The organism is Streptomyces sp. ATCC 21386 (assembly GCF_018728545.1).
Classification (GTDB): domain Bacteria; phylum Actinomycetota; class Actinomycetes; order Streptomycetales; family Streptomycetaceae; genus Streptomyces.
In genome coordinates this window covers 1,575,419-1,595,031 of sequence record NZ_JAAVVL010000001.1, presented here as the reverse complement: position 1 = coordinate 1,595,031, position 19,613 = coordinate 1,575,419, and the positions used below count along the sequence as shown (strand labels likewise).

General features: G+C 69.9%; 16 protein-coding genes. 11 read left to right on the top strand and 5 right to left on the bottom strand.

Annotation, left to right across the window (positions count from 1 at the left end; genetic code table 11):
• The first annotated feature begins 252 nt into the window (after positions 1-252).
• The 6 genes from GWK25_RS07035 to GWK25_RS07010 all read left to right on the top strand — a co-directional run bounded on the left by GWK25_RS07035 (position 253) and on the right by GWK25_RS07010 (position 9,654).
• Positions 253-2,025: a glycoside hydrolase family 3 protein gene (locus GWK25_RS07035; RefSeq protein WP_215448977.1), complete on the top strand. Its 1,773-nt coding sequence runs from the start codon at positions 253-255 to the stop codon at positions 2,023-2,025.
• Between the two features lie 75 nt (positions 2,026-2,100).
• Positions 2,101-2,775, top strand: coding sequence for a spermidine synthase (locus GWK25_RS07030; RefSeq protein WP_215448976.1), 675 nt, complete (start codon positions 2,101-2,103; stop codon positions 2,773-2,775).
• 131 nt (positions 2,776-2,906) lie between these two features.
• Positions 2,907-3,644: a response regulator transcription factor gene (locus tag GWK25_RS07025; RefSeq protein WP_184899333.1), complete on the top strand. Its 738-nt coding sequence runs from the start codon at positions 2,907-2,909 to the stop codon at positions 3,642-3,644.
• A gap of 75 nt (positions 3,645-3,719) precedes the next feature.
• Positions 3,720-4,874, top strand: coding sequence for a cell wall metabolism sensor histidine kinase WalK (locus GWK25_RS07020; RefSeq protein ID WP_215448975.1), 1,155 nt, complete (start codon positions 3,720-3,722; stop codon positions 4,872-4,874).
• A gap of 717 nt (positions 4,875-5,591) precedes the next feature.
• Positions 5,592-9,386, top strand: a complete 3,795-nt coding sequence (locus GWK25_RS07015) for a multifunctional oxoglutarate decarboxylase/oxoglutarate dehydrogenase thiamine pyrophosphate-binding subunit/dihydrolipoyllysine-residue succinyltransferase subunit (RefSeq protein ID WP_215448974.1) — start codon at positions 5,592-5,594, stop codon at positions 9,384-9,386.
• Positions 9,387-9,471: 85 nt separating this feature from the next.
• Entirely contained in the window at positions 9,472-9,654 is a 183-nt protein-coding gene (locus tag GWK25_RS07010) for a DUF6104 family protein (RefSeq protein WP_003961784.1), read from the top strand.
• A 57-nt stretch (positions 9,655-9,711) separates the two neighbouring features.
• Here the strand turns inward: GWK25_RS07010 and GWK25_RS07005 are convergent, their stop codons facing one another.
• Positions 9,712-10,563: a hypothetical protein gene (locus GWK25_RS07005; RefSeq protein ID WP_215448973.1), complete on the bottom strand. Its 852-nt coding sequence runs from the start codon at positions 10,561-10,563 to the stop codon at positions 9,712-9,714.
• Positions 10,564-10,732: 169 nt separating this feature from the next.
• Here GWK25_RS07005 and GWK25_RS07000 point away from each other — a divergent pair, with 169 nt between their 5' ends.
• The gene (locus GWK25_RS07000) at positions 10,733-11,644 is read left to right on the top strand and encodes a DUF4097 family beta strand repeat-containing protein (protein ID WP_215448972.1); all 912 of its coding nucleotides are present in this window, start codon (positions 10,733-10,735) and stop codon (positions 11,642-11,644) included.
• 1 nt (position 11,645) lies between these two features.
• Positions 11,646-12,767, top strand: a complete 1,122-nt coding sequence (locus tag GWK25_RS06995) for a PadR family transcriptional regulator (protein ID WP_215448971.1) — start codon at positions 11,646-11,648, stop codon at positions 12,765-12,767.
• 43 nt (positions 12,768-12,810) lie between these two features.
• On the opposite strand, the gene GWK25_RS06990 is transcribed toward GWK25_RS06995, so the two are convergent.
• From GWK25_RS06990 to GWK25_RS06975, 4 genes are all read right to left on the bottom strand, one after another.
• A complete protein-coding gene (locus GWK25_RS06990; RefSeq protein WP_215448970.1) occupies positions 12,811-13,422 on the bottom strand; it encodes a Clp protease N-terminal domain-containing protein in 612 nt (203 codons plus the stop codon).
• Positions 13,422-13,631 (bottom strand): helix-turn-helix domain-containing protein, encoded by a 210-nt coding sequence (locus tag GWK25_RS06985; protein ID WP_013000766.1) that lies wholly within the window; start codon positions 13,629-13,631, stop codon positions 13,422-13,424. Before GWK25_RS06985 ends, GWK25_RS06990 begins: the two co-directional genes overlap by 1 nt.
• Before the next feature lie 99 nt (positions 13,632-13,730).
• On the bottom strand, positions 13,731-14,696 hold the full coding sequence (locus tag GWK25_RS06980) for a zinc-binding dehydrogenase (protein WP_215448969.1): 966 nt from the start codon (positions 14,694-14,696) through the stop codon (positions 13,731-13,733).
• Positions 14,697-14,926: 230 nt separating this feature from the next.
• Positions 14,927-16,168 carry an NADP-dependent malic enzyme gene (locus tag GWK25_RS06975; protein WP_184899317.1) on the bottom strand — a complete coding sequence of 414 codons (1,242 nt, stop codon included), beginning with the start codon at positions 16,166-16,168 and terminating at the stop codon, positions 14,927-14,929.
• A gap of 611 nt (positions 16,169-16,779) precedes the next feature.
• Here GWK25_RS06975 and GWK25_RS06970 point away from each other — a divergent pair.
• Genes GWK25_RS06970 through GWK25_RS06960 form a run of 3 tightly spaced genes read left to right on the top strand, consistent with a single transcriptional unit; the run spans position 16,780 to position 19,501 of the window.
• The gene (locus GWK25_RS06970; RefSeq protein ID WP_215448968.1) at positions 16,780-17,739 is read left to right on the top strand and encodes an ABC transporter substrate-binding protein; all 960 of its coding nucleotides are present in this window, start codon (positions 16,780-16,782) and stop codon (positions 17,737-17,739) included.
• Between the two features lie 29 nt (positions 17,740-17,768).
• Positions 17,769-18,698 carry an amino acid ABC transporter permease gene (locus GWK25_RS06965; protein WP_215448967.1) on the top strand — a complete coding sequence of 310 codons (930 nt, stop codon included), beginning with the start codon at positions 17,769-17,771 and terminating at the stop codon, positions 18,696-18,698.
• Positions 18,695-19,501, top strand: coding sequence for an amino acid ABC transporter ATP-binding protein (locus GWK25_RS06960; RefSeq protein WP_286014517.1), 807 nt, complete (start codon positions 18,695-18,697; stop codon positions 19,499-19,501). The genes GWK25_RS06965 and GWK25_RS06960 overlap by 4 nt, the downstream gene beginning before the upstream one ends.
• Positions 19,502-19,613 lie beyond the last annotated feature (112 nt).

Sequence of the window (19,613 nt, the reverse complement as noted above, 5' to 3'; positions counted from 1 at the left end):
ACAGCAAGCCGACAGCGCCATGAAACCCTCCCACCGGGCGAAGCACGGGGCAGCCGCGCCGAGAACGCACAGCCGCCGCACGGCTCGGACCCGCTCGCGCGAACCGACGGTTACACGAGTCAATCGCCCGTTCTTTCAAGCCATCTGCCGCGTGAGAGTGGCCACTTGATCCATATCTGGTCCGCGCCCGGTTTCGCTGATTCCCTGAAAGGGCCTGCGCGACGACACCGCCACCCGTACAAGGAACTCCGGATGTCCACAGCCCCGTACCGTGACCCGAGCCGCCCCGTCGAGGAGCGGGTGGAGGACCTGCTGGCCCGGATGACCCTCGCGGAGAAGGCTGGTCAGCTCTTCCACACGACGCTGCCGATGAACAGCGACGGGACACTCGCCGAGGCCGGCGACGAACCGTCCCTCCGGCAGGGCACCACGGAACTGGTCACGGACGGCCATCTGACCCACTTCCACCTCGTCGGCCGGCACGGGACGCGGGCGACGGCGGAATGGGTCAACCGCCTCCAGGCCCTCGCGGCCGACACCCGACTGGGCATCCCGGTCACCCTGTCCACCGGCCCGCGCCACTCGTTCACCGACAGGGCGGGTGCCCCCTTCGGCGCCGCTGCCTTCTCGGCCTGGCCCGACCCCCTGGGCCTGGCGGCGATCGGCGAACCGGAGCTGGTGGAGAAGTTCGGCGACACCGTCCGCCGCGAGTACCTCGCCCTCGGCCTCCGCGTGGCCCTGCACCCCCGGATGGGCCTCGCCACCGGGCCCCGCCGGGCCGGCCGGCCCCACCGGCCGAACCACCGCGGCTCACCCGCCGACGTCACGAGCGCGCTGTTCAGGGCGTATGTGCGCGGCCTCCAGGGCCCCCGGCTCGGCCCGCGCTCGGTCGCCGCGGTGGTCACGTACTGCCCCGCCGACGCTCAACAGAACGGCGGGGAACCGCACTTCGCGCACGGCGGGGATCGGGTTCGTCCCGGCGGCACGCACGACCACCGCATCGCGCCCGCCCGGGCCGTCGTCGAGACCGGGTGCTCGCAGATGATGCCGCACCACGGCGGGCGGACCCGTGTGGACGGCTCTGCGGAGATCAGCTTCGGCCTGGACCGGGACGCCCTGACCGGCCTGCCGCGCGAGCGCCACGGCTTCGACGGCCTCGTTCTCGACGGCCTGGTCCTCGACGGCCTCGTCCACGACGGCCTCGTCCACGACGGCGCCGTCCGCACCGACCCGGGCCTGCTCACCGACGCCCCCGCCGACGGCGACCCGCACCGCACCCGCGCCTGGGGCGTCGGACACCTCACCGTCGCCGAACGCGCGGCCAAGGCCCTGGATGCGGGCGCCGACCAGTTCGGCGGCGAACACGGCGACGAGTGCCCGGAGACGATCGTCGAACTGGTCCGGTCCGGCCGGATCCCCGAGGAACGGATCGACGCCTCCGTCCGCCGCCTCCTGCGGGAGAAGTTCGTCCTCGGCCTCTTCGAGAGGCGGTACGTGGACCCGGACCGCGCCGAGGAGACCGTCGGCGCCGGCGAGTTCACCGCCCTCGGCGAGGCCGCCCAGCGCCGCTCGCTCACCGTCCTGACCAACCGCTCCCTCCTCCCGCTCACCGACCGCCCGAACCTGTACGTCGAAGGAGTGGGCGCGCAGACGGCGTCCCTGTACGGCAACGTCGTGGCCGACCCGGCCCACGCCGACGTGGCCGTGCTGCGGCTGCGCACGCCGTACGAGGAGCGGCTGAAGGAGACCCTCGCGTTGCTGGCGGCGGTGCCCACCCTGGTCTGCGTCAACCTGGAACGGCCCACCGCGCTCCCGGAGATCGCCGCGAAGGCCGCCGCGCTCGTCGCCGACTACGGGGCCTCGGACACGGCCCTGCTCGACGTGGCCTTCGGCCGGGCCCGCGCGGAGGGCCGGCTGCCTTTCGAACTACCGCGCTACCTGACAACCGTCGGGCCCTCCCACCAGGAGGCCCCCGCCGACACCGAGCCCCCGCTCTTCCCGTACGGCCACGGCCTGACGCTCTGACAGCCGGCCCACCCGCCGTCGCCGGGCTGTCGTAATTCGGCTGCCCCGGCACGGGGAGCACGTAAGGATGGGCGGATGCCCATCACCGACGAACCCGTAGTCATCGACCGTCACGAGGGCCCCTACGGCGAGGTCGTGCTGCGACGGCACGGAGAGCTGTTGCAGATCATCGCCAACGGGTGCTTCCTGATGGACACTTCGGACGGCCGCTCGGAGCGGCTGCTGGTCGACGCCGCTTTCGCCGCGATGACGGATCGTTCTCGGCCAAGTGTGCTCATCGGCGGTCTGGGCGTCGGCTTCTCGCTCGCCCACGCCGCCGCGGATCCACGCTGGGGGCCGATCACAGTTGTCGAACGCGAACCCTCCGTCATCGCATGGCACCGCTCCGGCCCGCTGTCCGAGGTGTCCGCCGGGGCACTCGCGGATCCCCGTACGGAGATCGTGGAAGCCGATCTCGTCAAGTACCTCGATGAGACATCCGCCACGTTCGACGCGCTCTGCCTGGACATCGACAACGGGCCCGACTGGACCGTCTCCGAGAGCAACGACAGCCTCTACTCGCCGAACGGACTGGCAAGCTGCGCACGGGTGTTGAGACCAGGTGGGGTCCTTGCCGTGTGGTCGGCGCGGCCATCTGCGGAATTCGAGGAAACCTTGGGGAATGCCGGGTTCCAACAGGTGCGTACCGAAGAGATCCCGGTTGCCCGAGGAGTTCCGGACGTGGTGCACCTCGCGGTCCGACCTGGATAGCCCCGGTGCGGTGACTGCCCGTACCCTGCTTGCCTGACGCCGATCATTCAAGCGTCAATCGCAGTCATGCGCAGCCATGCGTAGTCAAGGGATCACCCCACGGATTCCGGAAAGCAACACAGGGGCGGGCGATGGAGCAGACACACACCACCCACAGCAACACCACGGCGACGCCGGGCGCGCAGCGCCGGGTCCTCGTGGTCGAGGACGACGCGACGATCGTCGACGCCATCGCGGCCCGCCTGCGCGCCGAGGGTTTCGTCGTCCAGACGGCGTCCGACGGACCGGCCGCGGTGGACACCGCGGAGGCCTGGCAGCCCGACCTGCTGATCCTCGACATCATGCTGCCCGGCTTCGACGGCCTGGAGGTGTGCAGGCGCGTCCAGGCCCAACGGCCCGTCCCCGTGCTGATGCTCACCGCCCGGGACGACGAGACGGACATGCTGGTCGGGCTCGGCGTCGGCGCCGACGACTACATGACCAAGCCGTTCTCCATGCGGGAGCTGGCCGCACGCGTGCACGTCCTGCTGCGCCGGGTGGAGCGGGCCGCGCTGGCCGCCACCACGCCGCGCTCGGGCATCCTGCGCCTCGGCGAGCTGGAGATCGATCACGCGCAGCGCCGTGTGCGGGTGCGCAGCGAGGACGTGCACCTCACGCCCACCGAGTTCGACCTGCTCGTGTGTCTCGCGAACACCCCGCGTGCCGTACTCTCGCGCGAGCAGCTGCTCGCCGAGGTGTGGGACTGGGCGGACGCGTCGGGGACGCGGACCGTGGACAGCCACATCAAGGCGCTGCGGCGGAAGATCGGCGCGGAGCGGATCCGCACGGTGCACGGTGTGGGGTACGCCCTGGAGACCCCGACTCCCTGACCCGTGCCCGCCGTTCCGTGTGCGCAGGGCACACGTAGGCACGCAGGCACGTAGGCACAAGGGGCTGGTGGCGTGATGAGCGGAGTCGGTGACCCGAGGTCCCGGAACCGGGGGCTCGGTGGCGCGCAGTCGCGGAAGGGCGCGGGCCCGCTCGGCGGGGTGCGCCCCTTCTCGATCAAGACGAAGCTGGGCGCGCTCGTCGTCATCTCGGTCCTGATCACCACCGGTCTGTCGATGATCGCGGTGCACACCAAGACGGAGCTCCGCTTCATCACGGTGTTCTCGATGATCGCCACGCTCCTGATAACGCAGTTCGTGGCGCATTCGCTCACGGCGCCGCTGGACGAGATGAACGCGGTCGCCCGGTCCATCTCGCGCGGCGACTACACCCGCCGGGTCAGCGAGAACCGCCGGGACGAGCTGGGCGACCTCGCCCACACGATCAATCTCATGGCGGACGAGCTGGAGGCCCAGGACCGCCAGCGCAAGGAACTCGTGGCGAACGTCTCCCACGAACTCCGTACGCCCATCGCCGGCCTGCGCGCGGTCCTGGAGAACATCGTCGACGGCGTCACCCAGGCCGACCCGGAGACGATGCGCACGGCCCTGAAGCAGACGGAGCGCCTGGGTCGCCTCGTGGAGACCCTCCTGGACCTGTCCCGCCTGGACAACGGCGTGGTCCCGCTGCGCCGCCGACGCTTCGAGGTCTGGCCGTACCTCTCGGGTGTCCTGAAGGAGGCCCAGATGGTCTCCTCGGCCCGTGGTGGCGTCGCCTCGGACTCGGGCAAGCACACGCGTACGGACGTGCACCTGCACCTGGACGTGCACCCGCCGGAGCTCACCGCGAACGCCGACCCGGAGCGCATCCACCAGGTCGTGGCGAATCTCATCGACAACGCGGTCAAGCACAGCCCGGCGCACGGCCGCGTGACGGTGAAGGCCCGCCGGGGGCCGACCCCGGACTCCCTCGACCTGGAGGTCCTGGACGAGGGCCCCGGCATCCCCGAATCCGAGTGGCACCGCGTCTTCGAACGCTTCAACCGGGGCGCCGTCAGCTCCCCCCACGGCCCCGGCAGCGACGGCGGCACAGGCCTGGGCCTGGCGATCGCCCGCTGGGCGGTCGACCTCCACGGCGGCCGCATCGGAGTGGCGGAGTCGCCCAAGGGCTGCCGAATCCAGGTGATCCTCCCCGGCCTCCCCCCGAAGCCCCAGGGCGCGGCGAGCGTCTAGGCGTACGACCCGCAGGTTGCTCACAGTGGTGGCGGCCAGCGACCGCCGAGACCCGGCCCCACGAACCGCAGGCTCGCAGCTCACCACACTCCGCGCCCCGAGAGCCCGCAGGCTCCAGGGTCACGGAGAACCGCCCCGGAAGCCGAAGGCTTCCAGGGGCGCGGGGAACTGCGCGAAAAGCCCCACCGGACCCGCACCCGACAACGCATCCCCGCCGCCCCACCGCCCCCATCCCCTCACCCACCCAGGGGGTCTGGGGGCTCAGCCCCCAGGGACAGGATGGGACGGGTAGGGGCGGCGGGGGCGGAAAAATCCGCCGATACCCACATTGCACCTGGCTGAATCCCCCCACCCTTGCCAGATTTCGCTCATCCTCCCGGGGCTTACTTCTCTCCCAAGTTGACGTAAAGTTCGAACCGGAGCCACAAGATCCATGGCAGATCCGCCCAGCCGGACACGTGTGATCAGGTGCGTTCGAGCAGAGGGCCGCGTGCGCATCCCCGCAGGCCCCACCCGACGCATGCCCAACCCATGGCCCCCACACCCGTTCCAGACCGGAACCACGCTTGTTTCCCGCCATTTCCACCCCCGAAACACGCATTCCAATGTGACTTACGCGACGAAGAGCGGACTCGGCCTGACCTTCGCGGCCACAGGGGCGTAGCCTTGATTCCCGCTGTCCATCACCTTGTGAAGCGGAAGAGGGCGGTTGCCGCCGTGTCGCCACAGTCCCCCAGTAACTCGAGCATCTCGACCGACGCAGACCAAGCGGGTAAGAACCCCGCCGCGGCCTTCGGTCCGAACGAGTGGCTCGTCGACGAGATCTATCAGCAGTACCTCCAGGACCCGAATTCGGTAGACCGAGCCTGGTGGGACTTCTTCGCCGACTACAAGCCAGGCGCGGCTGCCGCCCCGGCTCCGGCGAGCTCTGCGGCCACGGGGCCCGCAGCGACCACCACACCCGCGGCCCCCGCCGCCCCGGCCCAGGCCGCACCCGCCGCCCCGGCCACCCCCGCTCCGGCCGCTCCGAAGCCCGCGGCAGCAGCCCCGGTCCCCGCGAAGCCCGCGGCCGCCGCGCCCGCGCCGGCGAAGCCGAAGGCCGCCGCCCCCGCGAAGCAGGCCGCGCCCGCCGCTGCCGCCGCCGAGGGCCCGGAGCTGATCACGCTGCGCGGCCCCGCCGCCGCCGTCGCGAAGAACATGAACGCCTCCCTGGAGCTGCCCACGGCCACGTCCGTGCGCGCGGTCCCGGTGAAGCTGCTGTTCGACAACCGCATCGTCATCAACAACCACCTGAAGCGCGCCCGGGGCGGGAAGATCTCCTTCACGCACCTGATCGGCTACGCGATGGTGCAGGCCATCAAGACGATGCCGTCGATGAACTGGCACTACGCGGAGAAGGACGGGAAGCCCACCCTCGTCAAGCCGCCGCACGTCAACTTCGGCCTCGCCATCGACCTGGTGAAGCCCAACGGCGACCGCCAGCTGGTCGTCGCGGGCATCAAGAAGGCCGAGACGCTGAACTTCTTCGAGTTCTGGCAGGCCTACGAGGACATCGTCCGCCGCGCCCGTGACGGCAAGCTGACGATGGACGACTTCACCGGTGTCACGGTCTCCCTGACCAACCCCGGCGGCCTCGGCACCGTCCACTCGGTCCCGCGCCTGATGCCCGGCCAGTCGGTCATCATGGGCGTCGGTTCCATGGACTACCCGGCCGAGTTCCAGGGCACGTCCCAGGACACCCTCAACAAGCTCGGTATCTCGAAGGTCATGACCCTGACCTCGACGTACGACCACCGGGTCATCCAGGGCGCCGCCTCCGGCGAGTTCCTGCGGATCGTCGCCAACTTCCTCCTCGGCGAGGGCGGCTTCTACGACGACATCTTCGAGGCCCTGCGCATCCCCTACGAGCCGGTCCGCTGGCTCAAGGACATCGACGCCTCGCACGACGACGACGTCACCAAGGCCGCGCGCGTCTTCGAACTGATCCACTCCTACCGGGTCCGCGGCCACGTCATGGCCGACACCGACCCGCTGGAGTACCGCCAGCGCAAGCACCCCGACCTGGACATCACCGAGCACGGGCTCACCCTGTGGGACCTGGAGCGCGAGTTCGCGGTCGGCGGCTTCTCGGGCAAGTCCCTGATGAAGCTCCGCGACATCCTCGGCGTCCTGCGCGACTCGTACTGCCGTACGACCGGCATCGAGTTCATGCACATTCAGGACCCGAAGCAGCGGCGCTGGATCCAGGACCGCATCGAGCGTCCGCACACCAAGCCGGAGCGCGAGGAGCAGCTGCGCATCCTGCGCCGGCTGAACGCGGCGGAGGCCTTCGAGACCTTCCTGCAGACCAAGTACGTCGGCCAGAAGCGCTTCTCGCTTGAGGGCGGCGAATCGGTCATCCCGCTGCTGGACGCGGTCATCGACTCGGCGGCGGAGTCCCGTCTCGACGAGGTCGTCATCGGCATGGCCCACCGCGGCCGGCTGAACGTCCTCGCGAACATCGTCGGCAAGTCGTACGCGCAGATCTTCCGCGAGTTCGAGGGCAACCTCGACCCGAAGTCGATGCACGGCTCCGGCGACGTGAAGTACCACCTGGGCGCCGAGGGCACCTTCACGGGCCTGGACGGCGAGCAGATCAAGGTCTCCCTGGTCGCGAACCCCTCGCACCTGGAGGCGGTGGACCCGGTCCTGGAGGGCGTCGCCCGCGCCAAGCAGGACATCATCAACAAGGGCGGCACGGACTTCACGGTCCTGCCGGTGGCCCTGCACGGCGACGCGGCCTTCGCGGGCCAGGGCGTGGTGGCCGAGACCCTGAACATGTCGCAGCTGCGCGGCTACCGCACGGGCGGCACGGTCCACATCGTCATCAACAACCAGGTCGGCTTCACGGCGGCTCCCGAGTCGTCGCGCTCCTCGATGTACGCGACCGACGTGGCCCGCATGATCGAGGCCCCGATCTTCCACGTGAACGGCGACGACCCCGAGGCCGTCGTCCGCGTGGCCCGCCTCGCCTTCGAGTTCCGCCAGGCGTTCAACAAGGACGTCGTGATCGACCTCATCTGCTACCGCCGCCGCGGTCACAACGAGTCGGACAACCCGGCCTTCACCCAGCCGCTGATGTACGACCTGATCGACAAGAAGCGCTCGGTGCGCAAGCTCTACACCGAGTCCCTGATCGGTCGCGGCGACATCACCCTGGAAGAGGCCGAGCAGGCGCTGCAGGACTACCAGGGCCAGCTGGAGAAGGTCTTCACGGAGGTCCGTGAGGCCACCTCCCAGTCGGCGTCCGCCGAGTCCCACGACCCGCAGGACGGCTTCCCGGTCGCGGTGAACACCGCGATCACGGCGGAGACCGTCAAGCGGATCGCCGAGTCCCAGGTCAACGTCCCGGACCACATCACCGCCCACCCGCGTCTGCTGCCGCAGCTGCAGCGCCGGGCGGCCATGGTCGAGGACGGCACCATCGACTGGGGCATGGGCGAGACCCTCGCGGTCGGCTCCCTCCTCCTGGAGGGCACCCCGGTCCGCCTGGCCGGTCAGGACTCGCAGCGCGGCACCTTCGGCCAGCGTCACGCGGTGATCATCGACCGTGAGACGGGCGAGGAGTTCACGCCGCTGATGTACCTCTCCGAGGACCAGGCGCGACTGAACGTCTACAACTCCCTGCTCTCCGAGTACGCGGCGATGGGCTTCGAGTACGGCTACTCGCTGGCCCGCCCCGAGTCCCTGGTGATGTGGGAGGCGCAGTTCGGCGACTTCGTCAACGGCGCCCAGACGGTCGTGGACGAGTTCATCTCGTCGGCGGAGCAGAAGTGGGGCCAGACGTCCGGCGTCACCCTGCTCCTCCCGCACGGCTACGAGGGCCAGGGCCCGGACCACTCGTCCGCCCGCCCGGAGCGCTTCCTCCAGATGTGCGCGCAGAACAACATGACGGTCGCCATGCCGACCCTGCCGTCGAACTACTTCCACCTTCTGCGCTGGCAGGTGCACAACCCGCACCACAAGCCGCTGGTCGTCTTCACCCCGAAGTCGATGCTGCGTCTGAAGGCCGCCGCGTCGAAGGCGGAGGAGTTCACGAGCGGCGGGTTCCGCCCGGTCATCGGCGACAGCTCGGTCGACCCGAACGCGGTCAAGAAGGTCGTCTTCTGCGCCGGCAAGGTCTACTACGACCTGGAGGCCGAGCGTCAGAAGCGCGGCGTCACGGACACGGCGATCATCCGCATCGAGCGCCTCTACCCCCTCCCCGGGGCCGAGGTCCAGGCGGAGGTCAACAAGTACCCGAACGCCGAGAAGTACCTGTGGGCCCAGGAGGAGCCGGCGAACCAGGGTGCGTGGCCCTTCATCGCCCTCAACCTGATCGACCACCTCGACCTCGCGGTCGGCGCGGACGTCCCCCACGGAGAGCGGCTCCGCCGCATCTCCCGCCCGCACGGCTCGTCCCCGGCGGTCGGCTCGGCCAAGCGCCACCAGGCCGAGCAGGAGCAGTTGGTGCGTGAGGTCTTCGAGGCGTAAAGCTCCCGAGGCCCGCACGCCACCGGGCCGCACCCCCTCCGCAGGGGGTGCGGCCCGGGCCGTTTCCCGCACTTATCCTTGACCCATGTACTTCACGGACCGTGGCATCGAGGAACTGGAGAAGCGGCGCGGCGAGGAGGAGGTCACGTTCGAGTGGCTCGCCGAGCAGCTGCGGACGTTCGTGGACCTGAATCCGGACTTCGAGGTGCCCGTGGAGCGGCTGGCCACGTGGCTGGCACGGCTGGACGACGAGGACGAGGACGAGTAGCCGCCCCCTCCGACAGGAGCGGACGAGTGGCCGTCCCTGCCGGCGGGGTGGCGGGCCTCAGTCGCGCGGGTGGGCCAGGTCGTAGAGCAGGCCGAGGGCGCCGTGGGCGATCAGGAGACCGCCGGCGACGAGCCAGCCGGGGCTGCGGCGGTGCAGGCCCCAGCCGGTGAGCGGGAGGCCCGCGAGGAGCTGGGCGGTGGCCAGGGCGCGCGCTCTGGAGGTGCCCGCCCAGGGCAGCCACGGGCCCAGGCGCCCGCGTTCGAGGGCGTCCAGTTCCGTGCGGACGGCCCCGCGCCAGCCCGTCCACTCGATGCGCTGGACACCGGGCTGGACCCGGGCGACCTCATGGAGCCGGTCGGCGGGTTCTCCCGGGGTGAGGCCCGCGGGGAGTGACACTCCGGCGCGGGCGAGGACGGCGAGCAGACCCAGCAGGCGGGCGCGGGCGTCGGCGGCCGGGTCGGGCTCGGTGAGCCGGTCCAGCGCCTGTGCGTCCAGGACCGGGTCCAGGCCCAGGCGGGCGGCGAAGGTGCGCATCGCCTCGCCCTCACCGGCCGGGGTGCCGTTGGCGAGCCACACGTAGCCGACGGTGCGGCGGAATCCGGCGGCGAGGGTGTAGCCACCGCGGTCCGCGTCCCACCACAGGGCCAATACGGGCCACGGGACGCCGACGGCGAGGGCCGTCGCCCAGCCGGTGAGAACCCGGTCCACCAGTTCGCCACCGTGCGACCAGGGTTTTCCCTCCGGCACGAGCGCGGTCCACTCCGGACCGGCGGGGACGAGCAGCATGCGTTCGCGCAGCAGCTGGGCGACGGGGGCGACGGCGTCGGGATCCGCCCGGCAGAGCAGCAGCGCACCGGGGGCGGGGGCGGGCCGGGGGCCACGGGATCCCTGGGAGCGTTCCGTCGACATGCCTCCACGCTAGGCCGATTTGCCCAGGTATATCCCTGCGGGTTCACCAGAACGGGTGCCTTGACTTTCCCTCACCGCGATATATCGTGAATTGCATGAGACGCGATAGTGCGCGTCTTTGTCTGGGTCCTCCGCCGTTGAGTCGGGGTCCGTCGAGGAGGTCAGCACCATGTCCGAGTGGTCCGTCGCCGAGCCGCGCAAGCTCACGTTCGACGAGCCGGTGACGGCACTGCACGTACGCGTCGTCAACGGAACGGTGAACGTCATGGGCACCGACGAGGGTTCCGCCCGCCTGGAGGTCTCCGACATCGAGGGCCCACCGCTCACGGTCACCCAGAAGGACGGCACCCTGACCGTGGCCTACGCCGACCTGCCCGGGAAGGGTTTCCTGACGTGGCTCGACCGCAAGGTCCGGCGTCGCACCGCCCTGGTGTCGCTCGCCGTCCCGACGGGCACCCGGGTCGAGGTCGGCGTGCTGGGTGCCACGGCTGTCGTGTCCGGTCTGGGCGGGCGTACGGAGGTGAGGGGCGTCTCGGGTGACACGACACTGGTCGGCTTGTCGGGGCCGGTGCGCACCACGACGGTCTCGGGAAGCGTGGAGGCGCAGGCCCTCACCGGCGAACTACGGCTCAGTTCCGTCTCCGGGGACCTGACCGTCATAGAGGGCTCCTGCCCCAGCGTGAAGGCCGAGTCGGTGAGCGGCGCGATCATCCTCGACCTCGACCCCGCGGGCGGCCCCGCCGACATCGGCCTCACCAGCGTCTCCGGCGAGATCGCCATCCGCCTCCCCCACCCGGCCGACGCCGAGGTGGAGGCCAACACCGCCAGCGGCACCATCTCCAGCGCCTTCGACGACCTCCGCGTCAGCGGCCTCTGGGGCGCCCACAAGGTCACCGGCCGCCTCGGCACGGGCACCGGCCGCCTCAAGGCCACGACCGTCTCCGGCTCCATCGCCCTCCTCCGCAGGCCACCGGCGGAGGACGGACCGTGGGACGATCTCGACTCCCCCGACTCTGCCGGCCCGACCGCTGACACGACCGGCGGCACGACCCCTCGCACGACCGACAAGAAGGTGCTCTGACATGCCTCCCGTCTTCGCCCACGGCCGCCTGCGGCTGTACTTGCTGAAGCTGCTGGACGAGGCGCCGCGCCACGGCTACGAGGTGATCCGACTCCTGGAGGAACGCTTCCAGGGCCTGTACGCGCCCTCGGCCGGCACCGTCTACCCCCGCCTGGCGAAGCTGGAAGCGGAGGGCCTGGTCACCCACACCACCGAGGGCGGCCGCAAGGTGTACGCGATCACCGACGCGGGCCGGGCCGAACTGGCCGACCGGAGTGGAGAGTTGGCCGATCTGGAGCTGGAGATCCGCGAGTCGGTCGCAGAGCTGGCCGCCGAGATCAGAGCTGATGTCCGGGGCGCCGCGGGCGACCTGCGCCGTGAGATGAGGGCGGCGGCCTCCGGGGCTCGCAAGGGGGGCGGGGAGGGCGGTTCAGCCGCGGAGTCCGGGGAGTACGCCGACAACGCGTCCTGGCGGGCCGCGAAGGAGGAGATGCGCCGCGCCAAGCAGGAGTGGAAGGAGCAGGCCCGCCGGGCGAAGGACGAGAGCCGACGGGCCCGGGAGGAGGCCCAGCGCGCCCGTCGTCAGGCCAAGGAGGCCCAGGAGCGCGCCCGCACCCAGGCACAGGAGGAGTTGCAGCGCATCGCCAAGCGCGTCCAGGACCATGTCCAGGACCACTTCACGCGGGGCGACTGGCCGACGGGCGTGCGCGAGGGCCTGACAGAACTGGTCAAGGAGTTCGGCGAGTTCGGGGAGGACTTCGCCAAGGAGTTCGGCAAGGACTTCGGCTTCGGACGGACGGGCGCGGAGCCCGCCCCCGGCACGGCCGGCCCGGAGCGCGGTGCGGGGACGGAGCCGACCTCGCCCAAGGGCACCGGGGCCGGGACCACCACCGGCGGCGAGGCGCCCGAGTACTCGACCACTCCCGAGGACTTCCCGGCCGACTACGAGCCCGCGTGGGTGCACGAGACGCCCACCGGCGATCCGTCCCGCGACCTCGACCGCCTCCTGGACCGCTTCCGCGACGACATCCGCGACGCGGCCCGCGACCACGGCGTGACGGAGGACCAACTCCGCGACGCCCGCCGCCACCTGTCGACAGCGGCGGCGCACATCGGGGCAACCCTGCGAGCACCGAAGGGATAGGGGGAGGGCAGGGGCGCAGCCCCGGGCGCGCGGAGAGCTGCGCTCACCCCGCCTTGGCCTCGCCCGCCCCGTAGAGCACCCGCTCCAGCGCCTCGTACGTCACCCCGTGGTCCGCGAGAACCTCGGCCGGAACGCCGGGGCGGGTGGTGAGCGCGAGCAGCAGGTGTTCGTCTCCGATGATGAGGGTCCCCCCGCGCGAGCGAATTCGAGCGTGGGGGAGGTCCCGGTGGGCGTGGGCGGTGCGGAGGGACCGGGTCAGGACGTCCTTGGCGCCGCGGGTGAAGGGACGGTGCCCCGAAGGCCGACGGCGCCGCCGTCCCCCGCCGCCCGACTCCAACGCTCCCACCCCGTGGGCCTCTTCGACCCGGGAGACGATCTGCGAGAGGTCGATGCCGAGACCGGCGAGCGCGTCCGTGTCCGCGCGGGAGAGGCCGCCCCGGCGCCGGGCCTCGGCGAGCGCCCGCTCCACGGAGTCCCGGCGTTCACCCGCGGCCAGCCCGAGCGCGGCCAGGGCGAACGAGGCGCGGCTGGCCTTCCGGTCCAGCAGGGAGAGCAGCAGATGCTCCTCGGTCACCTCCCCCGCACGGGCACGTTCCGCATGGTCGACCGCGCCCAGGACCACGGCCCGGGCATCCTTCGTGAACCGCTCGAACATCAATGCCTCCCGTACTTCTTGTGGACGGCCTGCCTGCTGACTCCGAGTTCCGCGGCGATCTCCTGCCACGACCAGCCCTGATGGCGCGCGCTGCGCACCTGCACCGACTCCAGCTGCTCCAGCAGCCGGCGCAGCGCGGCGACGGCCCGCAGTCCGACCCGAGGGTCCCGATCGCCCGCGCGCTCGGCAAGATCCGTTGCTTCGGTCATGATGTCAACCTACATTGACAAACCCCCGGCGTCAACCCTGGTTGACATGACGACGGCCGGCCCGGAGAACCGGGCCGGCCGTCGCGATGCCGAGACTCGTCAGGGGTTGGTGAGCACGATCTTGCCGAACTGGTCGCCGGCCGCCAGACGTTCGAAGCCCTCGCGGGCGCGGTCCAGGGGCAGCACCTCGTCGATGACGGGGCGGACGCCGGTCGCGGCGCAGAAGGAGAGCAGGTCCTCCAGCTCGTCCTTGGTTCCCATGGTGGAGCCGACGACCTTGAGTTCGAGGAAGAAGATACGGGTCAGCTCGGCGTGGGAGGGCCGGTCACCGCTGGTGGCGCCCGAGATGACGAGGCTGCCGCCGGGGCGCAGGGACTTCACCGAGTGGGACCAGGTGGCGGCGCCGACGGTCTCGATGACCGCGTCCACGCGGTGCGGGAGCCGAGCCCCCGACTCCAGCGCCTCCACGGCGCCGAGCTCCAGGGCCCTCTTCCGCTTGGCCTCGTCCCGGCTGGTGGCGAAGACCCGCAGGCCCGCCGCCTTGCCGAGCACGATCGCGGCGGTGGCGACACCGCCGCCGGCGCCCTGCACGAGAACGGAGTCCCCGGGGCGTACACCGGCGTTGGTGAAGAGCATGCGGTACGCCGTCAACCACGCGGTGGGCAGACAGGCGGCCTCTTCGAAGGAGAGTTCGGCGGGCTTGGGGAGGACGTTCCAGGTGGGGACGGAGACGAGTTCGGCGAAGGTGCCCTGGTAGCGCTCGGTGAGGATCGAGCGGGGTTCGTCCGGGCCGACGCCGTGGCCGGACTGGCCGATCACGGAGTGCAGGACGACCTCGTTGCCGTCCTCGTCGACGCCGGCGGCGTCACAGCCGAGGATCATGGGCAGCTTGTCCTCCGCGAGGCCGACCCCGCGCAGGGACCACAGGTCGTGGTGGTTCAGGGAGGCGGCCTTCACCTTGACGGTCGTCCAGCCGGGCCTCGATTCCGGCGCGGGCCGGTCGCCCAACTCCAGTCCGTCGAGCGGTTGGTCACGGTCGATGCGGGCGGCATAGGCAGCGAACATGCGCCTGACCATAGGGGGATGCCGACAGCGATGGAACCACGGACCACTGTGACACGCGTCCCGTCCCCGACCTCAGCGTTGCGAACTCGGGACGCCAGGACGTATGGCGGGTGCGGCCAGCCCCCACCGAGAGACGTTTGGGGGTCATAGGGGCGCAGCCCCTTGAGGGACGGGACGGGACGGGTAGGGGCGGCGGGGGCGAGGAAACACCGCCGCCACCCCGAAGCCGGCTAGCGCCGAGCCACACCCTCCGCCCGAGCCGCCGCCGCGACCGCCGCGGTGACCGCCGGAGCGACCCGCTCGTCGAACGGCGACGGAATGACGTAGTCCGCCGCGAGATCGTCCCCGACCACCGACGCCAACGCCTCGGCCGCCGCGATCTTCATCCCCTCGGTGATCCGCGAGGCCCGCACCTGAAGGGCCCCCGCGAAGATCCCCGGGAAGGCGAGGACGTTGTTGATCTGGTTCGGGTAGTCGGAGCGCCCGGTCGCGACGACCGCCGCGTACTTGTGGGCGACGTCCGGGTGCACCTCGGGGTTGGGGTTGGCCATGGCGAAGACGAACGCGTTCTCGGCCATCGAGGCCACCGCCTCCTCCGGGACCGTCCCGCCGGAGACGCCGATGAAGACGTCCGCGCCCGCGAGGGCGTCCTCCAGGGAGCCCGACAGACCGGCCCGGTTGGTGAGCTCGGCGAGCTCCCGCTTGACCGGCGTGAGGTCCTCACGGTCCACGGAGACGATGCCCTTGCGGTCGGCGACCGCGACGTCGCCGAGACCGGCCTCCAGCAGCATCTTGGCGATGGCCACGCCCGCCGCGCCCGCGCCCGAGATCACGGCGCGCAGGTCGCCGAGCCCTCGGCCGGTCAGCCGGGCGGCGTTGCGCAGGGCCGCCAGCGTCACGACCGCCGTACCGTGCTGGTCGTCGTGGAAGACCGGGATGTCCAGCCGCTCCTGGAGCCGCTTCTCGATCTCGAAGCAGCGGGGCGCGGAGATGTCCTCCAGGTTCACGCCACCGAAGGAGGGGGCGAGGCGGACGACGGTCTCGATGATCTCGTCGACGTCCGTGCAGGCGAGCGCGATCGGCACCGCGTCGACGCCGCCGAACTGCTTGAACAGGATCGCCTTGCCCTCCATGACGGGGAGGGACGCCTCGGGGCCGATGTCGCCGAGGCCGAGGACCGCCGTACCGTCCGTCACGACGGCGACGACCGACGACTTCCATGTGTAGTCGTTGACCAGGTCGGGCTGCTCGGCGATGGCGGTGCACACCCGCGCGACACCGGGCGTGTAGGCGAGGGACAGGTCGTCCTTGTCCCGGATCGGCACGGTGGCCTGCACGGCCATCTTGCCGCCACGGTGCAGGGCGAACGCCGGGTCGAAGGAGTCGAGGGAATTGAGGGGCTCCCCGCCGCCTTCCTGGCCCGTACTGCCGTCGCCGTTGTCGGTGCGAGGATTGACAATCTCCGCTGCCACTGTGTGTACCCCTTAGGTCTGCATGGTTTGAGGGTGACCGCTCCCGGTTCGGAGGCGGGCGGGCACCGCGTAAGGCCCAGGCCGACCGATACGTACGGCGACGCCTGCGGGCTCAGACGCGACGGGCGCGCCGCACACGCGCCCTGGGCCCCGGATGAGGGGTGTAAGGAACCTTCTTACCGGACGGACGGCGCCGACGACGAGTCCATACGACTTCATACCGTGAAGGTCACAACTCGAAGGTCAATTGAAGACGATCATGGTTGGCTCGACTCATCGACGGATGACAGGACAAGTGGGGCCACATCATGACAAGTACCGTACGGCCACGTGTGCGGAGTTCGCGGTCGACCGCATCCTGAGATGCACCGAAGATCTTCCGGTCGGAAGAGGGGAATCCCGCACATGGTCCGGTGTGATCACGCGGTCCACGGCGGTTCGTAGGTCATTCGGGGGGTCACCCGTTATCCGATTTTGACATGGCTGGTCATCTGATTGCACATGCCCGAATGGCAAGATGCCGTAATCACACGAGGTCGCCACACTCGAAGACGCGTGTTAATCGTCGACCTGTCGGCAACTCCACACCACCCCCGCCGGAGGAACCCACCATGACCGCAAGCACCACCCGTCGTACGACCGGCCTGCGTTCCCGTACAGCCGCGGTCGGAGCGATCGCGGTCGCGGGCGCCCTGCTGCTCACCGCCTGCGGTGACCAGACGGAGAAGGACACCAGCTCCGACAGCACCGCGACGGCCTCCGCGCCGCTCGCCGACAAGCTCCCCGCGGACATCCGCAAGGCCGGTGTCGTCAAGGTGGGCTCCGACATCGCGTACCCGCCGGTCGAGTACATGAAGGACGGCAAGGCCGTAGGCATCGACCCGGACATCGCCGAGGCGCTGGGCAAGCAGCTTGGCGTGAAGTTCGAGTTCCTGAACGGCAAGTTCGCGCAGCTCATCGTGGGCCTTCAGGCCGAGCGGTTCCACGTGGTCATGTCAGCGATGAACGACACGAAGGACCGCCAGGAGGGCATCGACTCGGACACCGGCAAGAAGGTCGGCAACGGCATCGACTTCGTCGACTACTTCACCGCCGGTACGTCGATCCTGGTCCAGAAGGGCAACCCGAAGGGCATCAAGTCCCTGGACGACCTGTGCGGCCAGGTCGTGGCGCTGCAGGTGGGCACCACCTCCGAGGGCATCGCAAAGGAACAGAGCAAGAAGTGCGTCAAGGACGGCAAGAAGGCCATCAAGCTGCAGACCTTCGACACCGACCCCGAGGCTCTGCTGCGCCTCAAGCAGGGTGCTTCCGTCGCCGACCTCAATGACTTCCCGGTCGCGGCCTACAACGCGAAGACCTCGGGCAACGGCGACGACTTCGAGGTCGTCGGGGAGCAGATCGAGGCCGGCCCGTACGGCATCGGTGTGAGCAAGGACAACACCGAGCTTCGCGACGCCATCCAGGCAGCCATGAGCGCCATCATCGAGAACGGCGAGTACCAGAAGATCCTTGAGAAGTGGAACGTCACCGACGGTGCCGTGACCGAGGCGAAGATCAACGGCGGCTCCTGAACCTCGCGCATCATTGAAGGGCAGTCACTGTGACTGACACTGTCGACAAGACTCCGGTGCCGGAGCTGCCGCCGGAACAGATCAAGGCCATCCCGGTTCGCCATTACGGGCGCTGGGTGGCCGGTGCCGTCGTCCTCGCGATCCTGGTGCTGATCGGGCTCGCGTTCTCTAACGCGGACATCAACTACGACATCATCCCGGAGTACGTCACGGACGGGACCATCCTGTCCGGCGTCTGGTACACCCTGTACATCTCCGTGCTCGCCATGGTTCTCGGCCTTGTCCTGGGCGTGATCCTCGCGGTGATGAGGATGTCCTCGAACCCGGTCACGAGTACCGTGGCCTGGCTCTACGTCTGGTTCTTCCGCGGCACTCCGGTACTGGTGCAGCTCTTGCTCTGGTACAACATCGCCCTCGTGTTCCCCATCCTCAACCTGGGGTTCTACAAGGACGAGATGAACGACGTGATGACGCCGTTCCTGGCGGCGCTGCTCGGTCTCGGCCTCAACGAGGCCGCGTACATGTCGGAGATCGTCCGGGCGGGCATCCAGTCGGTCGACGAGGGACAGACGGAGGCGTCGCATGCCCTGGGCATGACGCGGGGCAAGACCCTCCGGCGCGTGGTCCTTCCGCAGGCGATGCGGGTCATCGTGCCGCCTACGGGCAACGAGTTCATCAACATGTTGAAAACTTCATCGCTGGCCTACGCGGTGCAGTTCAATGAACTCATCAAGCGGTCCCAGGACATCTCCAGCACCTCGCTCGCCGTGGTGGAGATGTACTTTGTCGCATCGATCTGGTACCTGATCCTGACCAGTGTGTTCAGTGTCGGTCAGTACTACCTGGAGCGCCGTTACGCGCGGGGGTCGACCCGTAACCTGCCGCCGACCCCTCTGCAGCGGCTGAGAAGGAACCTCCGTCAGTTCGGTTCGTTCAAGCGGCCGGAGGTGGCCCGATGAGCAGTCTCGACAAGAGCATGGGCATCGGGGCGGGCACGGGCGGCCCGCCGATGGTCCTGGCCGAGAGCGTGCACAAGTCCTTCGGCCTGGCGCACATCCTCAAGGGCATCGACCTGGAGGTGAACCCGCGCGAGGTGTTCTGCCTGATCGGCCCGTCCGGCTCGGGCAAGTCCACCTTCCTACGGTGCATCAACCACCTGGAGAAGATCAACGCCGGCCGGCTGTGGGTCGACGGCGAACTGGTCGGTTACCGGCAGAAGGGCGACAAGCTCTACGAACTGAAGGAACGCGAGGTCGCCGCGCAGCGACGGGACATCGGTATGGTGTTCCAGCGCTTCAACCTGTTCCCGCACATGACGGCGCTGGAGAACGTCATGGAGGCACCGGTCCAGGTCAAGCACGAGACCAAGGCCGTGGCCCGGGAGCGCGCAGAACGGCTCCTTGACCGCGTGGGCCTCGGGGACCGCAAGAACCACTACCCCGCCCAGCTCTCGGGTGGCCAGCAGCAGCGCGTGGCGATCGCGCGGGCACTGGCCATGGAACCGAAACTGATGCTCTTCGACGAGCCGACCTCTGCTCTCGACCCGGAGCTGGTCGGTGAGGTCCTCGACGTGATGCGGGACCTCGCCGAGGACGGCATGACCATGATCGTGGTCACGCACGAGATGGGCTTCGCCCGCGAGGTCGGCGACTCGCTGGTCTTCATGGACGACGGCGTGGTGGTCGAGTCCGGCCATCCGCGCGATGTTCTGACGAACCCCCAGCATGACCGCACCAAGTCGTTCCTCTCCAAGGTGCTCTGACCCGGAGGACACGCTTCCACGCACCCCGCACGCGTCTCTGTGTAGCGGGGTGCATGGCGTCCGGGACGATCGTCGCTGCCGTTGGGCGGCGACGAGCCGCTGCCCTCGCCCA

Coding starts and splice junctions, on each gene's coding strand:
- GWK25_RS07030 (WP_215448976.1), top strand. CDS start 2,101: ATGCCCATCACCGACGAACCCGTAGTCATCGACCGTCACGAGGGCCCC.
- GWK25_RS06960 (WP_286014517.1), top strand. CDS start 18,695: ATGAGCAGTCTCGACAAGAGCATGGGCATCGGGGCGGGCACGGGCGGC.
- GWK25_RS07005 (WP_215448973.1), bottom strand. CDS start 10,563: ATGTCGACGGAACGCTCCCAGGGATCCCGTGGCCCCCGGCCCGCCCCC.
- GWK25_RS07020 (WP_215448975.1), top strand. CDS start 3,720: ATGAGCGGAGTCGGTGACCCGAGGTCCCGGAACCGGGGGCTCGGTGGC.
- GWK25_RS06990 (WP_215448970.1), bottom strand. CDS start 13,422: ATGTTCGAGCGGTTCACGAAGGATGCCCGGGCCGTGGTCCTGGGCGCG.
- GWK25_RS07035 (WP_215448977.1), top strand. CDS start 253: ATGTCCACAGCCCCGTACCGTGACCCGAGCCGCCCCGTCGAGGAGCGG.
- GWK25_RS06970 (WP_215448968.1), top strand. CDS start 16,780: ATGACCGCAAGCACCACCCGTCGTACGACCGGCCTGCGTTCCCGTACA.
- GWK25_RS06980 (WP_215448969.1), bottom strand. CDS start 14,696: ATGTTCGCTGCCTATGCCGCCCGCATCGACCGTGACCAACCGCTCGAC.
- GWK25_RS07000 (WP_215448972.1), top strand. CDS start 10,733: ATGTCCGAGTGGTCCGTCGCCGAGCCGCGCAAGCTCACGTTCGACGAG.
- GWK25_RS06995 (WP_215448971.1), top strand. CDS start 11,646: ATGCCTCCCGTCTTCGCCCACGGCCGCCTGCGGCTGTACTTGCTGAAG.
- GWK25_RS06985 (WP_013000766.1), bottom strand. CDS start 13,631: ATGACCGAAGCAACGGATCTTGCCGAGCGCGCGGGCGATCGGGACCCT.
- GWK25_RS07010 (WP_003961784.1), top strand. CDS start 9,472: ATGTACTTCACGGACCGTGGCATCGAGGAACTGGAGAAGCGGCGCGGC.
- GWK25_RS07025 (WP_184899333.1), top strand. CDS start 2,907: ATGGAGCAGACACACACCACCCACAGCAACACCACGGCGACGCCGGGC.